Raw genomic sequence first — 19,541 nt, forward strand, 5'->3', positions numbered from 1 at the left:
GGTCTTATGACCGGGGCTTTTTTTTACCTCACTATATTCAGGGCAAAAAAAACCCGCTATCAGAAGGTTAACGCTGATAGCGGGAGAAACTGAACGTACCCGGTTTAAGCACGTTCAAAATTGGTGAAGCTTTAATTACATTTTGAACAGTGACATGCTGGACATGTCGGTAAAGACTTTATATGAGGCCTGCAATGCCGTCTGCTGCATGGTGTAGGACGAGATGGCACTGGTGTAGTCAACATCGACCAGATTGCTCATCTGCGTAGCCTGATTCACCTTGGTGTCATCGCCTTTCGAGTCCAGGTTGTCCAGCTCGGTCAACTGCGTACCCAGTACTGAACGCACAGCAAGCACGTTGTTCAGCGAGTTCTTCAAGCCACGGTTGGTCTTATCCAGTGCGGCAGAAGCCGCATCTGACGTCGCCTGGTCCGCGCTTTCCAGCGGAGTGTTCAGCGCTTTAATCGCGGTATTCAGCGTGGTAAAGATATTGCTCTCACTGGCGCTGCCGTCCGGCTCAGCCGTTGGGTTGCTGGTCAGTGACGTAAAGACCTGGCTACCGGTATGGTTGGTGACCATGGTGCGGTTAGAGTCAACTTTCTGGCTGATTGGCGTATCGCCACCGACATAGGTCACATCCCCGTTAGCATCCTGAGTGAACGGTGCTTTATCGGTCTGATAGCCGGCAAACATGTAACGGCCGTTGCCGTCAGTGGTGTTCGCCAGGTTCAGCAACTGGTCACGGATCCCGGTCAACTGCTGCGCATAAGACGCGCGGTCATCATCAGATAAGGTGCCGTTTGCTGCTGCAACCACGATGGTTTGCGCCTGCTGAACAACGCTGGTCACCTGCTGCAGGTTGGTTTCTTCCTGCGAGATGTTGTTGGTGGCAAAACCCCTGGCCGTAGAATACTGGCTGGTTTGTGCCTGAGCCTGTGACAGCACCACCGCTTGCGCGGCAGCGACAGGATCATCAGACGGATTCACAACCCGCTTTCCTGAAGAGAGTTGCTCGCCCACTTTCAACCAGCTGGCCTGAGAACTTGAGATCCCACGCATCTGTTGATCATAGATTTGGGCAGTACTGAGTCGCATCATGAACTCCTTATTCTGTCATCAGCTAACGGCGCTGATCAGCGCGTCAAAAATGGTGCTGGCGGTTTGAATGACCTGGGCATTGGCAGTGTAATACTGCTGATAACGCGTCAGGTTGCCGTATTCTTCATCCAGGTTTACGCCGGAGATTGACTGCTGCTGATTGGTCAGCTGCGTCACGACGTTGGTCTGGGTGGTGCTGGTGGTTTCCAGGTTACTGGTTTTGTTACCGATATCCGCAACCATACTGGCGTAGCTTTGCGTCAGCGTTTTTGATCCGGTTATGACGTTTTTGGTTTGCAGATCCAGCAACGACTGGGCGTTGGTGTTATCACTGACACCATCATCGGCACCGGCTGCGGCAACTTTAGACTCATCGGTAATATTGACGCCCATGTTTACCACGACGTCAGCAACAGGTTTCACCAGGAAGCTGTCATTCTTGGCCGGCGAACCACTTACCGTCAGCTGCAAGCCATCGAAGCTCAGGGTGGCCTTGCCGTTGGTGTCGGTGCCCATGGTCGGCGTGATGCTGGCGTTATCTGAATTGCGGGTCACGCTCCAGTTGGTGCCGTCGTAGCTGACCTTGTAGTTTGAGGCCTGAACCTTGCTGGTATCGGTCCATTGCGCACTCACTGAGGCGGTGGTGGTGTTCTTGGTATTGGAGATCACCGCCGGGCTGCCCAGATTAAAGAAGGCTTCACCGGCATCACCGTTGCTGTCATAACCGGCTTCATGCTGGGTGTTAAAGCTGGAGCCCAGCGCCATCGCCAGCTGACCTAATTGATTACGGGTGTTATCCAGGTCGCTGCGGAAAGCCAGTAAGCCGCCGAGTGAACCGGTGGTCACCAGCTTTTCAGGAATTTCACTGGTTGCGCCAGTGGTTGGATTCACCGACGCAATGGTCAACCGGCTTGGATCGCTGCTGGATGGGACGGCTGCCAGCGTGTTGTAGCTGTCGCCGGTGACCAGCGAGATGCCGTTGCCGATGCTGATGTTATAACTGCCGCCGTCCTGCTGGCTGACGGTAACGCCCACCAGGTTATTCAGGTTGCTGACCAGCTGATCGCGCTGATCCAGCAAATCGTTCGGTGGGTTGCCGTCGCCAGAGCCTTTCAGCTTGGCGATCTGCTGGTTCACGTTGGCGATCTGTTTGGCGTAGCTATTGACCTGATCGACTGTGGACGACACGGAGGTATTCAGGCTGCTGTCGAGGTTGCGCAGATAGGTATCTGACACCTGAAGCTGGTTTACCAGGCCGCTGGCCTTGCCCAATACCGCCTGACGCGCAGACGCATCGTCAGCATTGCTGACCAGCGTCTGAATCGAGGAGAAGAAATCCTGGATGTTAGTCGACAGCGTATTGGTGGTGCTGGAGAACATATCATCAATGTTCGACAGCTGATTATATTGCGTGGTCAGTGCGCTGGACTGCGTGCTGGCCGCGCGCAGCTGATTGGTGATGAACGCATCATATTCACGGTTGACGCTGGCAACGGAAACACCGTTTCCGTAGTAGTTTGTCCCGCTTAGCGTGCTGCTGGCCTGAGCAAGGACCGTCGTCTGACGTGAATAGCCCGCAACGCTGTAATTACTGATGTTGTTACTGGTGGTATTCAACGCTGCCGAAGCCGCGTTTATCCCGCTTAATGCGGTATTAATTAAGTTAGACATGTCGGTTCCTTGTTTACCCTGACACAGCACGGGCCGGCATTAAAAGTCGCCGGGGTGCTTTAACACAAATCCGGCCTGAAAAGGTTATCGGTAAAACCGGGACAAACTTGAGTAAAAATCAGAACAAATCACCAATATCCTGGCTGTAAGCCTTGACGACTTTTTCGCCCATATTTTTAAACTGCTGGATCATGCCGACCAGCTTTTGGGCATACTTCGGATCGGTGGCATAACCCGCTTCCTGCAAGGCTTTAGCGCCCTGCTCCGGCGTGGCGGCAGTGGTCACGGCGCTGTATCGCGGGTTATTGGCGATCAGCTTGACGTAGTCATTCAGCGCATCGAAATAGGAGTCATAAACGCGGAATTTGGCCTTCACCTTTTTCGCTTCGCCATTCTCATATTCGGTGGTAGTAATTTCGGTGGTTTTTCCCTGCCAGTTCGCCGAGGCTTTAATACCAAACACGTTATAGCTTGGCTTGCCTTCAGCGGTGCGGATCTGACGCTGTCCCCAGCCGGATTCCAGCGCCGCCTGGGCAAGGATCAGGTGATGAGGGATGCCACTTTCCGCACTCGCCATCTTAGCGGGCTGGGAGAGCTGGGAAATAAAGTCGCTGCTGTCACCGCTCATGGTGGCATCAGACGCCGGCAGGCGCGGAACGGCCTTGCGCACCAGCTGTTCCATCGCCAGCGGCGGCAGCGTGTTGATAAAGCCTTTATCCAGCAGCATCGGCACGGTGCCGGCTTTCTCATCCAGCGGTGCCGCCTGCTCTATCTGCTTGACCATCATGTCAGCGAGGCCCAGCCCTTTGGATGCAATCTGTTGCCCAATCTGCTGATCGTACATCGAGGTATAAAGACGCGTTTGCTCGGTGCTTAGCAGGCCATCCTGCGGCAGCGCCTGACGCATACTTTTCAACATCATTTGTACGAACATCCCTTCGACCTGCTTCGCGACTTCCCGGGCATGGGTCTTCGGGTCACCGCTGGCTTCGCGCTTCAGGTTGTTCAGTGAGCGGCTGTCATACGCCGCGCCCATCAGAGATTGGGAATCGCTCATCAGATAATTTCCAGTTTTGCGTGCAGGCAACCGGCACTCTGCATGGATTGCAGGATAGACATCAGATCGATTGGCGTGGCACCCAGCGCATTCAGGGCACGCACGACGCTGTTGAGGTTGGCGCTGGCATTGACGCTTTGCAGCGCTCCGCCACTCTGGCGCAGATCGATCTGCGTCTGCGGCGTCACCACGGTCTGACCACCACCAAACGGCGTATTCGGCTGACTGACGTTCTGCGACTGGTTGACGGTGACTGACAGGTTACCCTGCGCGATGGCACAGCTGCTCAGCTGCACTTCGCGGTTCATCACCACTGAGCCGGTACGCGAGTTGATGATCACTTTAGCGTCCATAATCGGCACGGAAACATCGATGTTCTGAATATCGGCCAGCAGGCGCACCTGCGAGGTGCCATTAGCGGAAACCTGCACCTGTACGGTACGACCGTCCAGCGCCTGCGCCGAGCCGTAACCACTGCGCGCGTTAATGGCATCGGTGATCCGCTGCGCCATGCTGAAGTCTTCTTCATTCAGGAACAGGTTGATCACGCTGGAAGTGCCGAAGTTGTTCGGCAGCTCGCGTTCAATGGTCGCTCCACCGGTGATACGACCGCCGTTTACCTGGTTGACGGTGACGCTGCTGCCGCCCGCGGACGCCCCTGCCCCGCCCACCAGAATATTACCCTGCGCCAGCGCATAAACCTGGTTGTCGACGCCCTTCAACGGGGTCATCAGCAGGGTGCCGCCGCGCAGGCTTTTGGCGTTACCCATTGAGGAAACCACCACGTCGATGTTTTGTCCCTGACGACCGAAAGCCGGCAGCTTGCCGGTCACCATCACCGCCGCCACGTTTTTCAACTGCATGTTGGTGCCAGCCGGCACGGTAATGCCTAACTGGGACAACATGTTGTTCAGACTCTGGGTGGTGAACGGGGTCTGGGTGGTCTGGTCACCCGAACCATCCAGCCCGACAACCAGGCCATAACCGATCAGCTGGTTTTCACGGACGCCGCCGACGGTGGTCAGATCGCGGATGCGATCGGCGTTGGCAAAAGCACTGAAGCCAGCCAGCAGCAGCAGGGTGAAACGAAAAATCATCTTACGCATGGTGGAACCTCTTAATACGGTGACAGGTTCAGGAAGAACCTTTGTAGCCAACCCATCGTCTGCGCTTCATTGATGTAGCCGTTACCGACGTATTCAATGCGGGCATCCGCAACCTGAGTCGACACCACGGCGTTGCTGCCGCTGATGGTGCGAGGGTTAACCACGCCCGAGAAGCGGATAAATTCCGTTCCCTGGTTAATTTCAATCTGCTTTTCACCGACCACTTTCAGGTTGCCGTTCGGCAGCACCTGATTGACGGTAACGGTGATGGTGCCGGTAAAGGTGTTGTTGGCCGTCGCGCCACCTTTACCTGCAAAGTCATTTTTGCCGGAGGCATCGATATTGGTTTTATCACCGCCCAACAGGCCGGTCAGAGAACTTGGCACGGTCAGACCGAGCGTGGTGCTGCCGTCGCGTCCTGCACTTGCCGTGGAGCTTTTGCTCGCACTGACGTTCTCTTGCAGGGTAATGGTCAGCGTGTCGCCAATGTTACGTGGCCGACGGTCTTCAAACAGCGGTTGATAGCCGTAGTTCATCGGCATCAACCCCTGGAAAATAGAGCCGTTAACAACCGGCGGCGAAGCAGGCAGCGGCTGGGCCGTTGTCGAACCTTCGACCAGTGGCGTACGGGGTACTAGAGCACAACCGTTAAGTGTCAGCAGCAACGAGGCTACCAACAAACGTCCAGGCATTGGGATTTGCTTCGCCATGGAATCACTACCTTTAATAATGAGAGTTCTTTTATTCAGGGTCGGGCGAACCCGACCACATTGGCATTACAACTGCGTCAGTTTGGCCAGCATCTGATCGGACGTGCTGATTGCTTTACTGTTGATCTCGTAAGCGCGCTGAGTCTGGATCATGCTGACCAGCTCTTCGGCGACGTTAACGTTGGAGGTTTCCACATAGCCCTGATACAGCAGACCGGCGCCGTTGTTGCCTGGCGTACTGTCGGTGGGTGCACCGGAAGCCTGCGTTTCCTGATAAAGGTTCTCACCCTTACTTTCCAGGCCCGCATCGTTAATAAAGGTACTGAGGGTTAACTGCCCAACCTGCACCGGCTGCGTCTGGCCCTGCTGCGTTACGCTGACCACGCCGTCACGGCCGATAGTCATGCTTAAGGCATTCGCCGGAATGGTGATCGCCGGCTGAACCGGGAAGCCGCCGTTGGTCACCAGCTGGCCGTTCTGGTCAGTCTGGAAAGAGCCGTCACGGGTATAGGCCAGGGTGCCGTCTGGCATCTGCACCTGGAAATAACCCTGACCGCTGATCGCCACGTCTTTCGACGAGTCGGTTTTGTTCAGGTTACCCTGGGTGTGCAAACGCTCGGTGGCGACCGGACGAACACCGGTACCCAGCTGCATACCTGACGGTAAGGTGGTCTGCTCAGACGACTGGGCGCCTGGCTGACGAATGGTCTGGTACATCAGGTCTTCGAACACGGCGCGCTGGCGTTTAAAGCCGTTGGTGCTTACGTTTGCCAGGTTGTTCGAGATGACGTCCATATTGGTTTGCTGAGCGTCAAGACCGGTTTTGGCAATCCATAGGGAACGGATCATAGTGATTTCCTCTGCGCTTAGCTCATTGACAGCAGCTGGTTAGCGCGTTGTTCATTCTCATCGACGCTTGAGATCACTTTCATTTGCATCTCGAAGCGGCGTGCGTTGGCGATCATATCGACCATGGTTTCAACCGGTTTGACGTTGCTGCCTTCCAGCACACCGGGCATCACCTGAATGGTGGGATCGGTTTGCAGGACGGCACCACGTTGTGCCTGAGCGGTCGCGGTGAGACGGAATAAACCGTCATCGCCGCGCGTCACTTCTGAACCGACAGCCTTCACCAGTTTCAGACGGCCCAACTGGACGGTGGCATTCGGCGGATCGCCCGGGTTCAGCGCGGTAATAGAGCCGTCAGCAGCAATGGTCACTTCCGAACCCTGCGGCACGGCAATCGGTCCACCGTCGCCCATCACCAGGTTGCCCTGAATGGTCAGCTGACCGGCCGGGTTCAGTTCCATATTACCGTTGCGGGTATAGGCTTCCGTCCCATCCGGCGCGCGCACTGACAGCCAGCCGTCTTCACGGACAGCCACGTCCAGTGGGCGCTCGGTGTAGTCGAGAGATCCCTGGGAGGTGTCTGCCCCAGGGGTAGAAGCCGTCACCAGCGTACGGGTTGGCAGCGACAGACCTTCCACCGGCACGGCGCGCAGCGCGTTCAGCTGCGCACGAAAGCCCGGTGTGGAGGCGTTGGCGAGGTTGCTCGCCGTCACTGCCTGCTGCTCGAGGGTCTGACTGGCAGCCCCCATTGCGGTATATATCGCGTGATCCATAAGACGATCCTGTTAGCCGGATTAACGCAAGTTGACCAGGGTGTTGAGGATCTGGTCCTGAGTTTTGATGGTCTGGGCGTTAGACTGATAGTTACGCTGTGCCACGATCATGTTCACCAGCTCTTTACTCAGATCGACGTTGGAAGACTCCAGCGCGCCTGCGGTCAGGGTGCCGAGGTTACCGGTACCGGCAAGCCCCACCAGCGCCTGGCCAGAAGAGTTAGTGGCAGACCAGACGTTGTTACCTTCAGACTTCAGGCCTTCCGGGTTAGCGAAGTTAGCCAGAGCGATCTGACCCAGCGTCTGCGTCTGCTCATTCGAGTAGGTGCCGACGACGGTGCCGTCGTTGTTGATCTGGTAGCTGGTCAGGTCACCTGGCTTGTAGCCATCCTGCGTTGGGTTACCGAAGGTGCTGGTGCCGGTGTTCTGCTGCTGGCTGCCGGCCAGGTTCAGGTTGAAGGTGCCTGCTGCCGAGCCATTCAGCGTCGCGGTGGCGAGCTGTACGGTGGCGGTCGGGCTGGTCATCTGGCCGCTCGAGTTGAAGGTCACATTGTAGCTACCATCGGCGTTGGCACCGGTGCCTGCAGCGCTCTTGCCAGTGGTGCCATCAACCGGATACATTTTCCAGCTGTTATCACCGGTTTTAACGTAATACAGGTTGATGTTGTGTTCGTTACCCAGCGAGTCATAGGTGGTCATCGTCGCTTTGCTGTTGTAGGTATCAACGTCAATACTGGACAGGTCGGTATTGGTGGTTGCCCAGTCTTTGGTTGGTGTGCTGTCAGTGGAGTTCAGGTTGGCAACCAGCGCCGCAGCGGTAGTGGCTTTTGCTGACATCGCGGTGGTTGGCACGTTCAAGGCCACCGGGTTAGCACCGGTCTGCACGGTTGGCGGCGTACCGGTTGCCGGGTAGCCGGTCAACTGCAGGCCGTCGGCGTTAACGATATTGCGGTTAGCGTCCAGGGTGAACTGGCCGTTACGGCTGTAGTACACCGCGCCGCTGGTATCGGTCATACGGAAGAAGCCAGACTGGCTGATCGCCACGTCGAGGCCACGGCTGGTAGAGGTGGTGGTACCGTCGTTAAAGTCCTGAGTTACCGCAGCCACCTTAACGCCCAGGCCCACTTTAGAGTCAGCAAACATGTCGGCAAAAGAAACGGTGGCGGATTTAAAGCCGACCGTTGCGGAGTTGGCGATGTTGTTGCCGATTACATCAAGGTTACTGGACGCGGCGTTTAAGCCGCTGACTGCCTGTGAAAATGCCATGTATTCACTCCTGAGAGAGGGTTAAGTTGTTAAATAATCTGACGAACATTCGCGACGGTAGTGGTACCCATCGTGCCGAGGTCTAAAACGGCACCGCTCGTGTCGTTAGTCACCCCATTAACCAGCGCATAATTCAGCGGCTGCGTAACCAGTTGCCCGGATGCGTTGCTGGCGCTCAGTGAAACGCTGTATTTACCGTCTGCCGCGGTGGTGCCGTCGGCGGTGCTGCCATCCCATGAGAAGGTATGCACGCCGGCGCTCAGACCGCCCAGATTGATGGTTTGCACCACCTTGCCGGATGAATCAGTAATGGTTGCGGTGGTCGCAGTAGACGCCTGCTCCAGGCTCACGCCAAACGGCGTGGTCTGCCCGCTGCCGACCAGCACCTGGGTGCCATCGACCATCACACCGTGACCAATCAGCGTGGTCGCCTGCAAAGACTGTCCGCTGTTGATCTGGCCGGAAATCGATCCCAGCGTGGTGTTCAGTTTTTCAATGCCGCTCAGGGTATTGATTTGCGCCAGCTGGGTGGTCAGCTGACTGTTATCCATCGGATTGGTGGGATCCTGGTTCTGTAACTGGGTGACCAACAGCGTCAGGAAGTTACTTTGCAGGTCCGCTGCCGACGTGTCGGTAGTCGACGCGGCGGTAGTGATGGAGGAATTATCAAGTTTCTCATTGACGCCAACTGCAATGCCCATCAGCCTGCTCCTTATTGACCCATCGTCAGGGTTTTCATCATCATTTGTTTGACGGTATTCAACACTTCCACGTTGGCCTGATAGCTGCGTGACGCGGACATGGTGTTGACCGTTTCCCCGACTACATCGACGTTAGGCATTTTCACGTAGCCCTTGGCATCCGCCATTGGGTTGCCCGGTTCGTACACCAGCTTGGCTGGCGTCGGATCGTCAACAACCTGAGCAACGCGTACCCCCCCGGTCGGTGAACCTGGAACCGCATCCGTCTGGAAAACGACCTGCTTGGCGACATAAGGCTGACCATCCGGCCCGGTCACACTGTCGGCGTTGGCCAGGTTACTGGCGCTGACGTTCAGACGTTGTGACTGGGCGTTCATGGCGGACCCGGCGATATCAAAAATATTCAGTAAAGCCATAAATTATTGCCCCTGTAGCACGGCCATCATGCTTTTGATCTGACCGCTGATCACGGTCAGGTCGGTTTGGTATTTCAGGCTGTTGTCCGCGAACTGAGTACGTTCGCGATCCATATCAACCGTGTTGCCATCCATCGCAGGCTGGTCCGGAACCCGGTACATCAGATCGATAGAGGCGGGCTGCAGCGTTTCCGCGGGAATATGGCGTGCTGACGTCACCGCCAGCGACAGTCCCGATCCTTCCGCACGCCCCTGCTCCATCACCTTATTCATCTGACTGGCGAAATCGATATCGCGAGCCTGATAGCCTGGCGTATCAGCATTGGCGATGTTGGATGCCAGGATCTCCTGCCGCTGGGCACGCAGGTTTAAAGCTTCGGTGTTAAACCGTAGTGCCGCGTCCAGTTTGTCGAGCATGCTTCCTCCGCAAAATGAAAATTCAGAGCTGACAGAATAAACAAGGCACGCAATAGTCATCGTCTGAATAGCGCTAAATTATGTTGCTATTTTGCGCCTTGACCTGAACCGGCCTGCAGTAGAATCAGTGCCAGTTTGATTTATGGGAGAAGCGAGAATGCGGGGAATGACAGCCTTGTGGGTGAGTTTGCTGGGCCTGGTGACCCTGTCGGCCAGTGCGGGCGACTTAACGGCTCAACTCAATCAATTTTTTAAATCCCGCTATGGGGAAACCGGCCAGAATGCCGATACTCTCTCCGTGGTGGTCAAAACGCCGCAGTCGCAGTGGCCGGACTGTGCCGCGCCGCAATTCTCTCTACCGGGCAACAGCCGGATGTGGGGCAATATGAGCGTGGCCGCCAACTGCGATCAAAACCGGCGTTATATTCAGGTTCAGGTGCAGGTGACCGGCGACTATCTGGTCGCGGCCCGCCAGGTGATCCGTGGTGGCACCCTGACCGCCGACGATGTGAAAATTCAGCGCGGCAGATTAGATACCCTGCCCGCCAGAACGGTGATGTCGGCAGAGGAAGTGACCGATGCCGTGGCGCTGCGGGATATCATTCCTGGCCAGCCGCTGACGCTGATGATGGTCAGGCAGCCATGGCGGGTGAAAGCCGGTCAGAACGTGACGGTGACGGCCAACGGCGGCGGTTTTAGTATCAGCAGTGAGGGGCGCGCAATGAACAACGCCACCACCGCGCAGCTGGTTCGGGTGAGGATGAGTTCAGGTCAGATAGTCAGTGGAAAAGTCGGGGCGGATGGGATTATTCTTATAACGCTATAAAGCACTAAAGAAGGGTTCAGTTCTGCCGATAGTGTTAATAACAGACATAGTACACTTAGCTATCAGGTCGACATACCGCCTGAGCATACAGGAGTCAAATAATGAGCATTGACAGAACTCAACCTCTGAAACCGGCAGCAACCGTGCAACCTCGCGATACCAGCGAAACAGCGGCACCGAAAGCGCGTCCGGCAGAAAGCAGCAAAACCACTGAAGCCGGCACTCAGGTTGTTCTGAGCGGCGCACAGTCTCAGCTGACCAAGGCCAGTTCACAAGACATCAACACCGCCCGTGTTGAAGAGTTAAAAACAGCTATTCGCAATGGCGAATTGAAGATGGATACCGGCAAAATTGCCGATGCCCTGATTCAGCAGGCAAAAGATTCTTTAGAAGGTAACTAAGTAAATGCAGAAGCTGCTGACCGCGCTTGATAAAATGCTGGAAGTGTTGAAAAGTCTGGCCGACGTAATGACAGCCGAGCAACAACAGCTCTCGGGCGGTCAGATCAATAGCAGCTTATTGCAACGCATTACCGAAGATAAAAACTCTCTGTTGGCGACGCTCAATTTTATTGAGCAAATGCGCCGTGATGCGGAAAAAGAGGCCGGGCTGCATGCCCCTTACAGCCTCAATCCTGATATGGGCCGCCGTTGGGCAGATATTCAGGAGCAGACCGTGAAGCTGCGCGATACCAATCTGCATAATGGATTGCTGCTGAATCACCAGATTGTCTTTACCGAGCAGGCGCTGGACGTATTAAAGCCGCACCAGACTCAGAAGTTTTACGGCCCGGATGGCCAGGCGACCACCAGCAGTTTTATCAGCCGTAAAGTGTAGGCTGGGTTTCAAAAAATTAGCAACCCCAGCCAGGCAAGGCCTGCATCATCGATGCGACATTTGCACTATGAGGCGGTGTAATCCGGATATATTCAACTATATTGGGCGAAATGCGCATAGCCCTTAGTGAGAACCCTCTACGCGTGGCCGGGTATTTTTTAGAGCACTATTGCCAGGCCTTCCTTAAGGCCAGGAATACCCGGCTTGATTGCGTTTGACGAATGTTTATTCCTCGTACCCATGTAGCCGCCAGAAAGCAACCCCCTCCTCTCCGCACCTAAACGCCAGCCCGTAACACTTTCACCCCAATCCAATTAGTCAGGCCAGATGAAATGAACTGCGCCAGTAAAGGAACTTGCTCTTTGTAATGTGGGTGTATAAAATTTTATACATAAACACTGTGTAAAGGGACGCTCAAGGATGGGTGAAAAAGCAATTGACTGGCGAGGTTAATCGTACAACGACCTCTTAGCGTTTCCCGAGGATGCCAAAAGGATCGCCGGTTTTGAACTGGGAAGAGTGCGACATGATGAAGACCCTCGTGATTTTAAAAGAATAAACGACTGGGGTGCCGGTGTTATTGAAATTCGGCTTGAGGATAATGTAAATCATATCGCGTTGTTTATATTGCGAAATTTGCAGAGGCAGTCTATGTGCTACACAGTTTTTTAAAAAAAACGCAGAAGACGAGTCCATCTGACGTAGCAATAATTAAAGCACGCTATAGAGCCGTAGTTGCTGAGCGGAGAGAATTATGACTGATAAAATTGATACTACGTCACGCCACACTACTAAAGCGGGCGGTAATATTTTTGCCGAACTGGGTTTTGAACCTTCTGAAGCAGAAATGCTACTGGCCAAATCCAAAGACGATATTGCTCAAACCAAGGCCATGAAAAGGCAATTAATGAGCGTAATCTCAGATTGGATGGAAGACAAGGGGCATAAACAGAGTGAAGCAGCAAAATTGCTCCATATCTCACGGCCTCGTGTATCAGATGTTGTTAATCAGAAGACAGAAAAATTTACGTTGGACTCTTTAGTGACGATGGTTGCCAGTACAGGCAAACACGTCAAGATGACTATCGAGTAAAAAATAAACCCCGCATGAGCGGGGTTTATTTTTTTATCAGACCTGAGTTTGACGGGCAAAGTCCTTCACGCGGAAACCGAGCACTGCCAGCACCGCAAAGAACACCGCGCCGCCAACGGCACAGACGCCGGCCAGACGTAACAGCCGCGACAGCATATTACCGGTCGCCCAGTCTGGCATCACATGCAACATGCCCAACAGTGCCGCCGCCATGACCGCCACACCGATAAACAAACGCAGCAGGAAACCGCTCCAGCCTGGCTGAGGATGGAAGATCTTCTGCTTACGCAACTGCCAGTAAAGCAGCGCCGCATTCAGGCAGGCACCCAAACCAATCGACAGCGACAGACCGGCATGTTTCAGCGGGCCAATAAACGCCAGGTTCATCAGCTGCGTCATAATTAAGGTGGCGATGGCAATCCTGACCGGCGTTTTGATGTTCTGACGTGAATAGAAGCCCGGTGCCAGCACCTTCACCACTATAATGCCCATCAGACCGACCGAATACGCCACCAGCGCGCGCTGAGTCATGGAGGCATCGAACGCGCTGAATTTGCCGTACTGGAATAAGGCGACGGTTAACGGTTTTGCCAGGATGCCCAGCGCCACCGCACAGGGTAACGCCAGCACAAAACAGAGCCGTAATCCCCAGTCCATCAGGCGGGAATATTCATCGTGATTGCCGCTGGAGAAACTTTTTGCCAGCGAAGGCAGCAAAATGGTGCCCAGCGCCACGCCCAGCACGCCGGACGGGAACTCCATCAGACGGTCTGCGTAGTACATCCAGGAGACGGAACCGGACACCAGGAAAGAGGCAAAAATGGTGTTGATAATCAGCGAGATCTGGCTGACAGACACCCCGAGGATCGCCGGGCCCATCTGGCGCATCACTCGCCAGACGCCAGCATCTTTCAGGTTCAGACGCGGCAGCACCAGCATGCCAATCTTCCTCAGATGCGGCAGCTGATAGCCTAACTGCAGCACGCCGCCGGCAACGACCGCCCACGCCAGCGCCATCACCGGCGGATGGAAATGCGGTGCGGCAAACAGGGCAAAACCGATCATGCTGACGTTCAGCAAGGTAGGCGCAAAGGCCGGAACCGAGAAGCGGTTCCAGGTATTCAGGATCGCGCCGGCCAGCGAGGCGAGAGAAATCAGGAAGATATAGGGGAAGGTGACGCGCAGCAGCGCGGAGGTTAAGGCAAATTTATCCGCCGTATCGGCAAAGCCTGGCGCGGTCACCAGAATCACCCAGGGAGCGGCCAGCATCCCGGCGATGGTGATAATCGCCAGCGCCAGCGTCAGTAACCCGGAAACATAGGCCACGAAAACTTTGGTCGCTTCTTCGCCCTGCTTGCTTTTGTATTCGGCGAGGATCGGCACGAAGGCCTGGGAGAACGCGCCTTCGGCAAAAATACGCCGCAGCAGGTTAGGCAGTTTGAACGCCACAAAGAAGGCGTCCGTCGCCATTCCCGCCCCAAAAACTCTTGCCACAATGGCATCGCGGGCAAATCCCAGCACGCGCGAAAACAGGGTCATGGAGCTGACCGCTGCCAACGATTTCAACAGGTTCATGTTCTTCCGGTTTTTTGGCTTGAAATATCTCGGGCACAGTTTACTGATGTTGCGGCAAATCACCACACTGCTTTGTTACAGCGGATTATTCCCGGTCAATCTCTCGCCAGAGCTTTTCCACCACCCGCTGCGCCATCAGCGCCTGCTCTCCGGAGGTTTGCGGCATTGTCTGATTTTGTGCGCAGGCGATAAAGTGCTGCGCCGCGCCGGCAAAGCCTCGCTGCTCAAGGGTGGTTTGCCAGCCGGGGATCGGATCGACCACCAGCTTACCGGCCGTTTCCAGATGGAAATCGCGCATCTCATCGACCAGCAACAGGCTGCCATCGGTCACGGCACGCACCGATTCCCGCTGGCTGCCGGCACGGCGATGCATGCTGGTGGTGATATGAATGTCATCCTGAGAAAAATGGTGTTCGGCATAGAGCATTTCGCCGGCATCGGTGGTCTGCAGGCTGCCGCTCTGCAGCTTCCCTTTGCCGCCGCTCAGCCACAACGCGGTGTCGACCACATGCAGATAGTCGTCCAGCAGCGTGAAAAACAGATCGTGCGGCCCCACGCTGTCACTGCGGTGCTTATCCATGCGCAGCGACGCCAGGCTGCCAAGATGATCCTTCAGCTGCAGATAACGCGGCGCAAAGCGACGGTTAAAGGCCACCATCAGCTTGCGTCCCCGCCGGTGAGCCAGTTCGACCAACTGTTCTGCCTCGCTGAGTTTCGCTGCCAGCGGTTTATCGACGCAGACATCCACATCCGCCATCAGCAGTTCTTTAACAATGCTGAAGTGGCTGGCGGTTGAGGTATGCACAAAGACCGCATCGCTGGCCGCCGCCACCTCAGCCACGCTGCTCAATAGAGGAATGCGATAGCTGTCGCAAATCACCCGTGCTTTTTGCTGATTGGGTGAGAACGCGCCGGCAATCTCCCAGCCGGCGGTTTGCGTGATCACCGGCAACCACGCCTTCTGCGCGATGCCACCGAGACCAATAATGCCCACTTTCAATGCCGTCATCTCAGACTTCCCCGGTTAGTCGTGCCAGAATCTGCATAATCTCAGCCATTTGTCTTTCCAGCTCTGCGACACGTTCACGCAGGTCGTCATTTTCCTGTGGGACGTCGTTTGACGCCAAAGCGGCCTCATCGACTTCACCACTGAACAGATGCATATAGCGGCTTTCACGCTTGCCGGGCTCACGCGTTAATCGGACCACGAATGGGCCGTCTTCACGCGAAGACAGCGCCTGCAGCGCCTGTTCCACTTCGGCCATATCGGCAAACTCATGCAGACGCGTGCTGCGGGTGCGCAACTCGCCAGGGGTTTGCGCGCCGCGCAGCAACAAAGTGGCGATCAGAGCCAGTTCACCCGCCGTAAACTTCAGCTGACCAAACTCGGAATTACAAAAACGGTGTTCGTACTTCACTACCCGCTGACCAGAACCGCTTTGCGGGGTGGCCAGATGCTTTTTCACCAGCATATCCAGCGTGTCCTGCACGCTGACTTCAGACAGCGACAGCACCGGCTCACGGTTAGATTTTTGATTACAGGCCGTCACTACGCCATTCAGTGACATCGGATATTGATCGGGCGTGGTGACCTGCTTTTCCAGCAGGCAGCCAATAATGCGGGCCTCTACGGCCGAAAGGTGAATTTTCATTAAGTTATCCGCGACGTTCAGGTGTCCATTCTTTGGCGGTCAGCGCAGTCAGCACGTGATCCTGCCAGCGTCCATCAATCAGTAAATACGCTTTGGCATAGCCTTCTTTTTCAAAACCTAATCGGGCGAGCAGATCGCCGCTGCGTTGGTTATGCGGCATATAGTTGGCCATAATGCGGTGCATACGCTGCTGGCGCTGCATATAGCGGATTGCAGACTGCAGGGCTTCAAACATCATCCCCTGCCCTTGCCATTTCTCGCCCAGCGAATAGCCCAGATAACAGGCATGGAATGAGCCACGCACCACGTTGCTGAAATTCGCCACGCCACGCACTTCATTCTCTTCAGGATCCATCACCACAAAATAGAACGCATTGCCCTGTTTATGCATTTCGGCAATCAGGCCCAGACGCGCCTGCCAGCCAGACGGATAACAGTGGCTTTCATCGCGGATCGGTTCCCAGGGTTTCAGAAAAGCCCGGTTTTCAGCATAGTAATCCGCCAGACGCCAGGCATCGCGTTCATGAACAAGACGAACCACCAGCCTGTCAGTAGTCAGGCGGACTTTCGGGGCAGCGGAACGATAGCCAAACATCTTCTCTCCTGATCCGGCCGATAAAGGATTTAAGCGGGGCAACCCGCACAGCAGAACTGCTTAGCCTGGGCCACATGGCCGACATTTTCTGCGCTTACAAACCACTATAACCGCCAGGGCAGTGACCGGTAAAATAATGCGCATAAAATTTCCGAAAATCTCTTTTGCACAAGTAATGTCCGGTCGCAGTTTGCCCTGTGCTGGGATCTCTTCCATACTTCCCTAATGCATTCAAATGATTGATGGCGGCCCGCCCGCCGTCACCGCTGTAAGGAGGCGTTCTTGAAACTTTATATCTACGATCACTGCCCATTCTGTGTAAAAGCCCGCATGATTTTCGGCCTGAAAAATCTGCCAGTCGAACTGGTGGTGATGCTGAGCGACGATGAAGCCTTGCCGAAGAAGCTGATTGGGCAAAAGATGGCGCCTATCCTGATGAAAGAAGACGGCAGCTGCATGCCTGAGAGCCTGGATATCGTGCATTACATTGATAATAAGGATCGCGAGCCGCTGCTGACCGGTAAAACCAATCCGGCGATTTCTGACTGGCTGCGCCACATCAACAGCTATCTGAATAAGCTGTTGCTGCCACGCATTGCTGAGGCACCGTTTGCTGAATTCGCTACGCCGGAAGCCCGCCGTTATTTCAAAGAGAAGAAAGAAGCGAATCTGGGCAGTTTTGCCGAGCTGAAACTGCATGCTGAAGGCTACATCAAGAACGTGAACGATGACTTGCGTAAGCTGGATAAGCTGATTGTCAAAGCCAATGCGGTCAACGGTGAGCTGTCGATGGATGATATTCATCTGTTCCCGGTGCTGCGTTCGCTGTCGCTGATCGCAGGCGTGGAGTACCCAAGCCGCGTGGCGGACTACCGTGACAATATGGCCAAACAGACGCAGGTCACGCTGTTGTCCTCGATCGCGTCCTGATTATCCGGGGGCCACATTCGTGGCCCTGCTGCATTTCCTCACACTTTTTTTCCCTGCCGTTTACCCTTTGTCCTGGTGACTCCGTTGCCATTGTCGGGCACTCTATTACCTCACGTCAGAAGGGTTGCTGACGATTAGTAGACAGAGGATAACCATGAACAAAGCATTTTTCGGGCTGTGCGCCCTGCTGCTGGTCGGTTTGCTGACCGGCTGTAATCAATTGACGCAGTACAGCATCAGCGAACAGGAAGTGAACCAGGCGCTGGCAAAACACAATAACTACGAGAAGCAGATTGGCGTGGCCGGTCTGGTCGATGCCCACATTGTGCTGACCGATCTCAGCAGCCAGATTGGCCGCGCAGAGCCGAATAAGGTTACTCTTTCAGGCAACGCGAAGGTCAACATCAGTTCACTTTTCGGCCCACAGCAGGCGAACATGACCTTGACGATGAAAGCGCAGCCGTTCTTTGATAAAGAACAAGGCGCCATCTTCCTGAAGGATATGGAACTGGTCGACGTTCAGGTCCAGCCTGAAAAGATGCAGGGCATTCTGAAAACCCTGACGCCTTACCTGAACCAGTCGCTGAAGGATTACTTTAATCAGAAACCGGCTTATGTGCTGAGCACCGATCGCAGCAAGGCCGAGTCGCTGGCCAAACGCTTCGCCAAAGGGCTGGAAGTGAAGCCGGGCAAGCTAATTATCCCCTTCGTTAGCCAGTAATCCTGCCGTTTCAGCCCGCGCTGTGCCCTTTGTCGGCTCAGCGCGGGCTGAAACGCTAATTTCCCCCTGCCGCACACAAAGCAGGTGCATTCGCCTGCCTTTATCCCTATGCTTAGTACCCGGCTAAATCGCCAACCCGATTTCACTTCTGCCGGAGCAGCAAAATGACCGCACAACCTCAGCAACTTATCATTCGCCGTCCTGACGACTGGCATATTCATCTGCGTGACGATGAGATGCTGAAAACCGTGCTGCCCTTTACCAGCGAGGTCAATGGCCGGGCGATTGTGATGCCAAACCTGGTGCCACCGGTCACCAGCGTTGCTGCCGCCATTGCTTATCGCAATCGTATTCTGGATGCACTCCCTGACGGGCATCACTTCACCCCACTGATGACCTGCTATCTGACCGATTCACTGGATGCGGATGAAGTGGAAAAAGGCTTCAGCGAAGGCGTGTTTACCGCCGCCAAGCTGTATCCGGCACATGCGACCACGAACTCCAGCCACGGCGTGACCAATATCGCCAGCATCGCCACCGTGCTGGAGCGTATGCAGAAGATCGGTATGCCATTGTTGATCCACGGTGAAGTCACTGCCGCCACGATCGATATCTTCGATCGCGAAGCGCGCTTTATTGAAACGGTGATGGAGCCGCTGCGTAAGCAGTACCCGGAGTTGAAAGTGGTGTTTGAGCATATCACCACCAAAGAAGCGGCTGCCTATGTTGAAGAAGGCAATCGTTTCCTCGCCGCGACCATTACCCCTCAGCATCTGATGTTTAACCGTAACCATATGCTGGTTGGCGGCGTTCGCCCGCATCTGTACTGCCTGCCGATCCTTAAAAGGAATGTGCATCAGGAAGCGTTGCGTAAAGTCGTGGCAACCGGAAACGATCGCTTCTTCCTCGGAACCGACACCGCGCCGCACCTGCGGCATCTGAAAGAAGCCAGCTGTGGCTGTGCCGGTGTGTTCAACGCCCCGTCTTCTCTGCCGGCGTATGCCACGGTGTTTGAAGAGATGGATGCGCTGCAGCATTTCGAAGCCTTCTGCTCCGAAAACGGCCCACGTTTCTACGGTCTGCCGCTGAACGAAGGCACCATTACGCTGGTTCGCAAACCGTGGAAAGTCGCTGACAGTATCGCCCTTGGCGAGCACACGCTGGTGCCTTTCCTTGCCGGTGAAACCCTGAACTGGACCGTCGAGCTGTAATCCAATCGAACAACCTGCATTAAATGATTGCCTCCCA

22 protein-coding genes and 1 pseudogene are annotated in these 19,541 nt (G+C 55.2%); 8 read left to right on the forward strand and 15 right to left on the reverse strand.

Going from position 1 to position 19,541, the window contains the following annotated elements; all coding sequences use genetic code 11:
- Nucleotides 1–135 precede the first annotated feature (135 nt).
- The 11 genes from flgL to flgB all read right to left on the reverse strand — a co-directional run bounded on the left by flgL (nucleotide 136) and on the right by flgB (nucleotide 10,064).
- Nucleotides 136–1,095 (reverse strand): flagellar hook-associated protein FlgL, encoded by a 960-nt coding sequence (gene flgL / locus AC1UKS_RS13480; protein ID WP_013201670.1) that lies wholly within the window; start codon nucleotides 1,093–1,095, stop codon nucleotides 136–138.
- A 21-nt stretch (nucleotides 1,096–1,116) separates the two neighbouring features.
- Nucleotides 1,117–2,769 (reverse strand): flagellar hook-associated protein FlgK, encoded by a 1,653-nt coding sequence (flgK, locus tag AC1UKS_RS13485; RefSeq protein ID WP_482434017.1) that lies wholly within the window; start codon nucleotides 2,767–2,769, stop codon nucleotides 1,117–1,119.
- Nucleotides 2,770–2,887: 118 nt separating this feature from the next.
- Nucleotides 2,888–3,826, reverse strand: a complete 939-nt coding sequence (flgJ, locus tag AC1UKS_RS13490; RefSeq protein WP_482434019.1) for a flagellar assembly peptidoglycan hydrolase FlgJ — start codon at nucleotides 3,824–3,826, stop codon at nucleotides 2,888–2,890.
- Nucleotides 3,826–4,932: a flagellar basal body P-ring protein FlgI gene (locus AC1UKS_RS13495; protein ID WP_134823882.1), complete on the reverse strand. Its 1,107-nt coding sequence runs from the start codon at nucleotides 4,930–4,932 to the stop codon at nucleotides 3,826–3,828. Before AC1UKS_RS13495 ends, flgJ begins: the two co-directional genes overlap by 1 nt.
- Nucleotides 4,933–4,943: 11 nt before the next feature.
- Nucleotides 4,944–5,642, reverse strand: coding sequence for a flagellar basal body L-ring protein FlgH (locus tag AC1UKS_RS13500; RefSeq protein WP_013201666.1), 699 nt, complete (start codon nucleotides 5,640–5,642; stop codon nucleotides 4,944–4,946).
- A gap of 66 nt (nucleotides 5,643–5,708) precedes the next feature.
- Nucleotides 5,709–6,491 (reverse strand): flagellar basal-body rod protein FlgG, encoded by a 783-nt coding sequence (flgG, locus tag AC1UKS_RS13505; protein ID WP_265910138.1) that lies wholly within the window; start codon nucleotides 6,489–6,491, stop codon nucleotides 5,709–5,711.
- 17 nt (nucleotides 6,492–6,508) lie between these two features.
- Nucleotides 6,509–7,264 carry a flagellar basal body rod protein FlgF gene (locus AC1UKS_RS13510; RefSeq protein WP_013201664.1) on the reverse strand — a complete coding sequence of 252 codons (756 nt, stop codon included), beginning with the start codon at nucleotides 7,262–7,264 and terminating at the stop codon, nucleotides 6,509–6,511.
- Between the two features lie 21 nt (nucleotides 7,265–7,285).
- Nucleotides 7,286–8,530 carry a flagellar hook protein FlgE gene (gene flgE / locus AC1UKS_RS13515; protein ID WP_482434021.1) on the reverse strand — a complete coding sequence of 415 codons (1,245 nt, stop codon included), beginning with the start codon at nucleotides 8,528–8,530 and terminating at the stop codon, nucleotides 7,286–7,288.
- Nucleotides 8,531–8,559: 29 nt separating this feature from the next.
- Nucleotides 8,560–9,231: a flagellar hook assembly protein FlgD gene (flgD, locus tag AC1UKS_RS13520; RefSeq protein ID WP_013201662.1), complete on the reverse strand. Its 672-nt coding sequence runs from the start codon at nucleotides 9,229–9,231 to the stop codon at nucleotides 8,560–8,562.
- A gap of 11 nt (nucleotides 9,232–9,242) precedes the next feature.
- Nucleotides 9,243–9,647, reverse strand: coding sequence for a flagellar basal body rod protein FlgC (gene flgC / locus AC1UKS_RS13525; RefSeq protein ID WP_013201661.1), 405 nt, complete (start codon nucleotides 9,645–9,647; stop codon nucleotides 9,243–9,245).
- A gap of 3 nt (nucleotides 9,648–9,650) precedes the next feature.
- A complete protein-coding gene (flgB, locus tag AC1UKS_RS13530) occupies nucleotides 9,651–10,064 on the reverse strand; it encodes a flagellar basal body rod protein FlgB (RefSeq protein WP_013201660.1) in 414 nt (137 codons plus the stop codon).
- Nucleotides 10,065–10,221: 157 nt separating this feature from the next.
- On the opposite strand from flgB, the gene flgA reads away from it, so the two are divergent.
- The 5 genes and pseudogenes from flgA to AC1UKS_RS13555 all read left to right on the forward strand — a co-directional run bounded on the left by flgA (nucleotide 10,222) and on the right by AC1UKS_RS13555 (nucleotide 12,820).
- Nucleotides 10,222–10,890, forward strand: coding sequence for a flagellar basal body P-ring formation chaperone FlgA (gene flgA, locus AC1UKS_RS13535; RefSeq protein ID WP_053145616.1), 669 nt, complete (start codon nucleotides 10,222–10,224; stop codon nucleotides 10,888–10,890).
- Nucleotides 10,891–10,991: 101 nt separating this feature from the next.
- Nucleotides 10,992–11,291: a flagellar biosynthesis anti-sigma factor FlgM gene (gene flgM, locus AC1UKS_RS13540; RefSeq protein ID WP_013201658.1), complete on the forward strand. Its 300-nt coding sequence runs from the start codon at nucleotides 10,992–10,994 to the stop codon at nucleotides 11,289–11,291.
- Nucleotides 11,292–11,295: 4 nt separating this feature from the next.
- The gene (gene flgN / locus AC1UKS_RS13545) at nucleotides 11,296–11,727 is read left to right on the forward strand and encodes a flagellar export chaperone FlgN (protein ID WP_482434023.1); all 432 of its coding nucleotides are present in this window, start codon (nucleotides 11,296–11,298) and stop codon (nucleotides 11,725–11,727) included.
- 495 nt (nucleotides 11,728–12,222) lie between these two features.
- Nucleotides 12,223–12,485, forward strand: a pseudogene (locus AC1UKS_RS13550) (type II toxin-antitoxin system RelE/ParE family toxin).
- Complete coding sequence (locus AC1UKS_RS13555) at nucleotides 12,482–12,820, forward strand: helix-turn-helix domain-containing protein (protein ID WP_482434024.1); 339 nt, start codon at nucleotides 12,482–12,484, stop codon at nucleotides 12,818–12,820. Before AC1UKS_RS13550 ends, AC1UKS_RS13555 begins: the two are co-directional and overlap by 4 nt.
- Before the next feature lie 36 nt (nucleotides 12,821–12,856).
- Here the strand turns inward: AC1UKS_RS13555 and murJ are convergent, their stop codons facing one another.
- The 4 genes from murJ to rimJ form a co-directional block, all read right to left on the reverse strand.
- Nucleotides 12,857–14,395, reverse strand: a complete 1,539-nt coding sequence (murJ, locus tag AC1UKS_RS13560; RefSeq protein WP_482434026.1) for a murein biosynthesis integral membrane protein MurJ — start codon at nucleotides 14,393–14,395, stop codon at nucleotides 12,857–12,859.
- Between the two features lie 85 nt (nucleotides 14,396–14,480).
- Nucleotides 14,481–15,404 (reverse strand): Gfo/Idh/MocA family protein, encoded by a 924-nt coding sequence (locus AC1UKS_RS13565; RefSeq protein ID WP_482434027.1) that lies wholly within the window; start codon nucleotides 15,402–15,404, stop codon nucleotides 14,481–14,483.
- 1 nt (nucleotide 15,405) lies between these two features.
- Nucleotides 15,406–16,047: a DUF480 domain-containing protein gene (locus AC1UKS_RS13570; RefSeq protein WP_482434029.1), complete on the reverse strand. Its 642-nt coding sequence runs from the start codon at nucleotides 16,045–16,047 to the stop codon at nucleotides 15,406–15,408.
- 4 nt (nucleotides 16,048–16,051) lie between these two features.
- Nucleotides 16,052–16,642: a ribosomal protein S5-alanine N-acetyltransferase gene (rimJ, locus tag AC1UKS_RS13575; RefSeq protein ID WP_013201652.1), complete on the reverse strand. Its 591-nt coding sequence runs from the start codon at nucleotides 16,640–16,642 to the stop codon at nucleotides 16,052–16,054.
- Nucleotides 16,643–16,924: 282 nt separating this feature from the next.
- On the opposite strand from rimJ, the gene grxB reads away from it, so the two are divergent.
- The 3 genes from grxB to pyrC all read left to right on the forward strand — a co-directional run bounded on the left by grxB (nucleotide 16,925) and on the right by pyrC (nucleotide 19,504).
- Nucleotides 16,925–17,572, forward strand: coding sequence for a glutaredoxin 2 (gene grxB, locus AC1UKS_RS13580; RefSeq protein WP_053145626.1), 648 nt, complete (start codon nucleotides 16,925–16,927; stop codon nucleotides 17,570–17,572).
- A 154-nt stretch (nucleotides 17,573–17,726) separates the two neighbouring features.
- The gene (locus tag AC1UKS_RS13585; RefSeq protein WP_482434031.1) at nucleotides 17,727–18,293 is read left to right on the forward strand and encodes a lipoprotein; all 567 of its coding nucleotides are present in this window, start codon (nucleotides 17,727–17,729) and stop codon (nucleotides 18,291–18,293) included.
- A 164-nt stretch (nucleotides 18,294–18,457) separates the two neighbouring features.
- Nucleotides 18,458–19,504, forward strand: coding sequence for a dihydroorotase (gene pyrC / locus AC1UKS_RS13590; protein ID WP_482434032.1), 1,047 nt, complete (start codon nucleotides 18,458–18,460; stop codon nucleotides 19,502–19,504).
- Nucleotides 19,505–19,541: the final 37 nt, after the last annotated feature.

It is taken from the genome of Erwinia sp. AK-PDG3-5 (assembly GCF_056821705.1).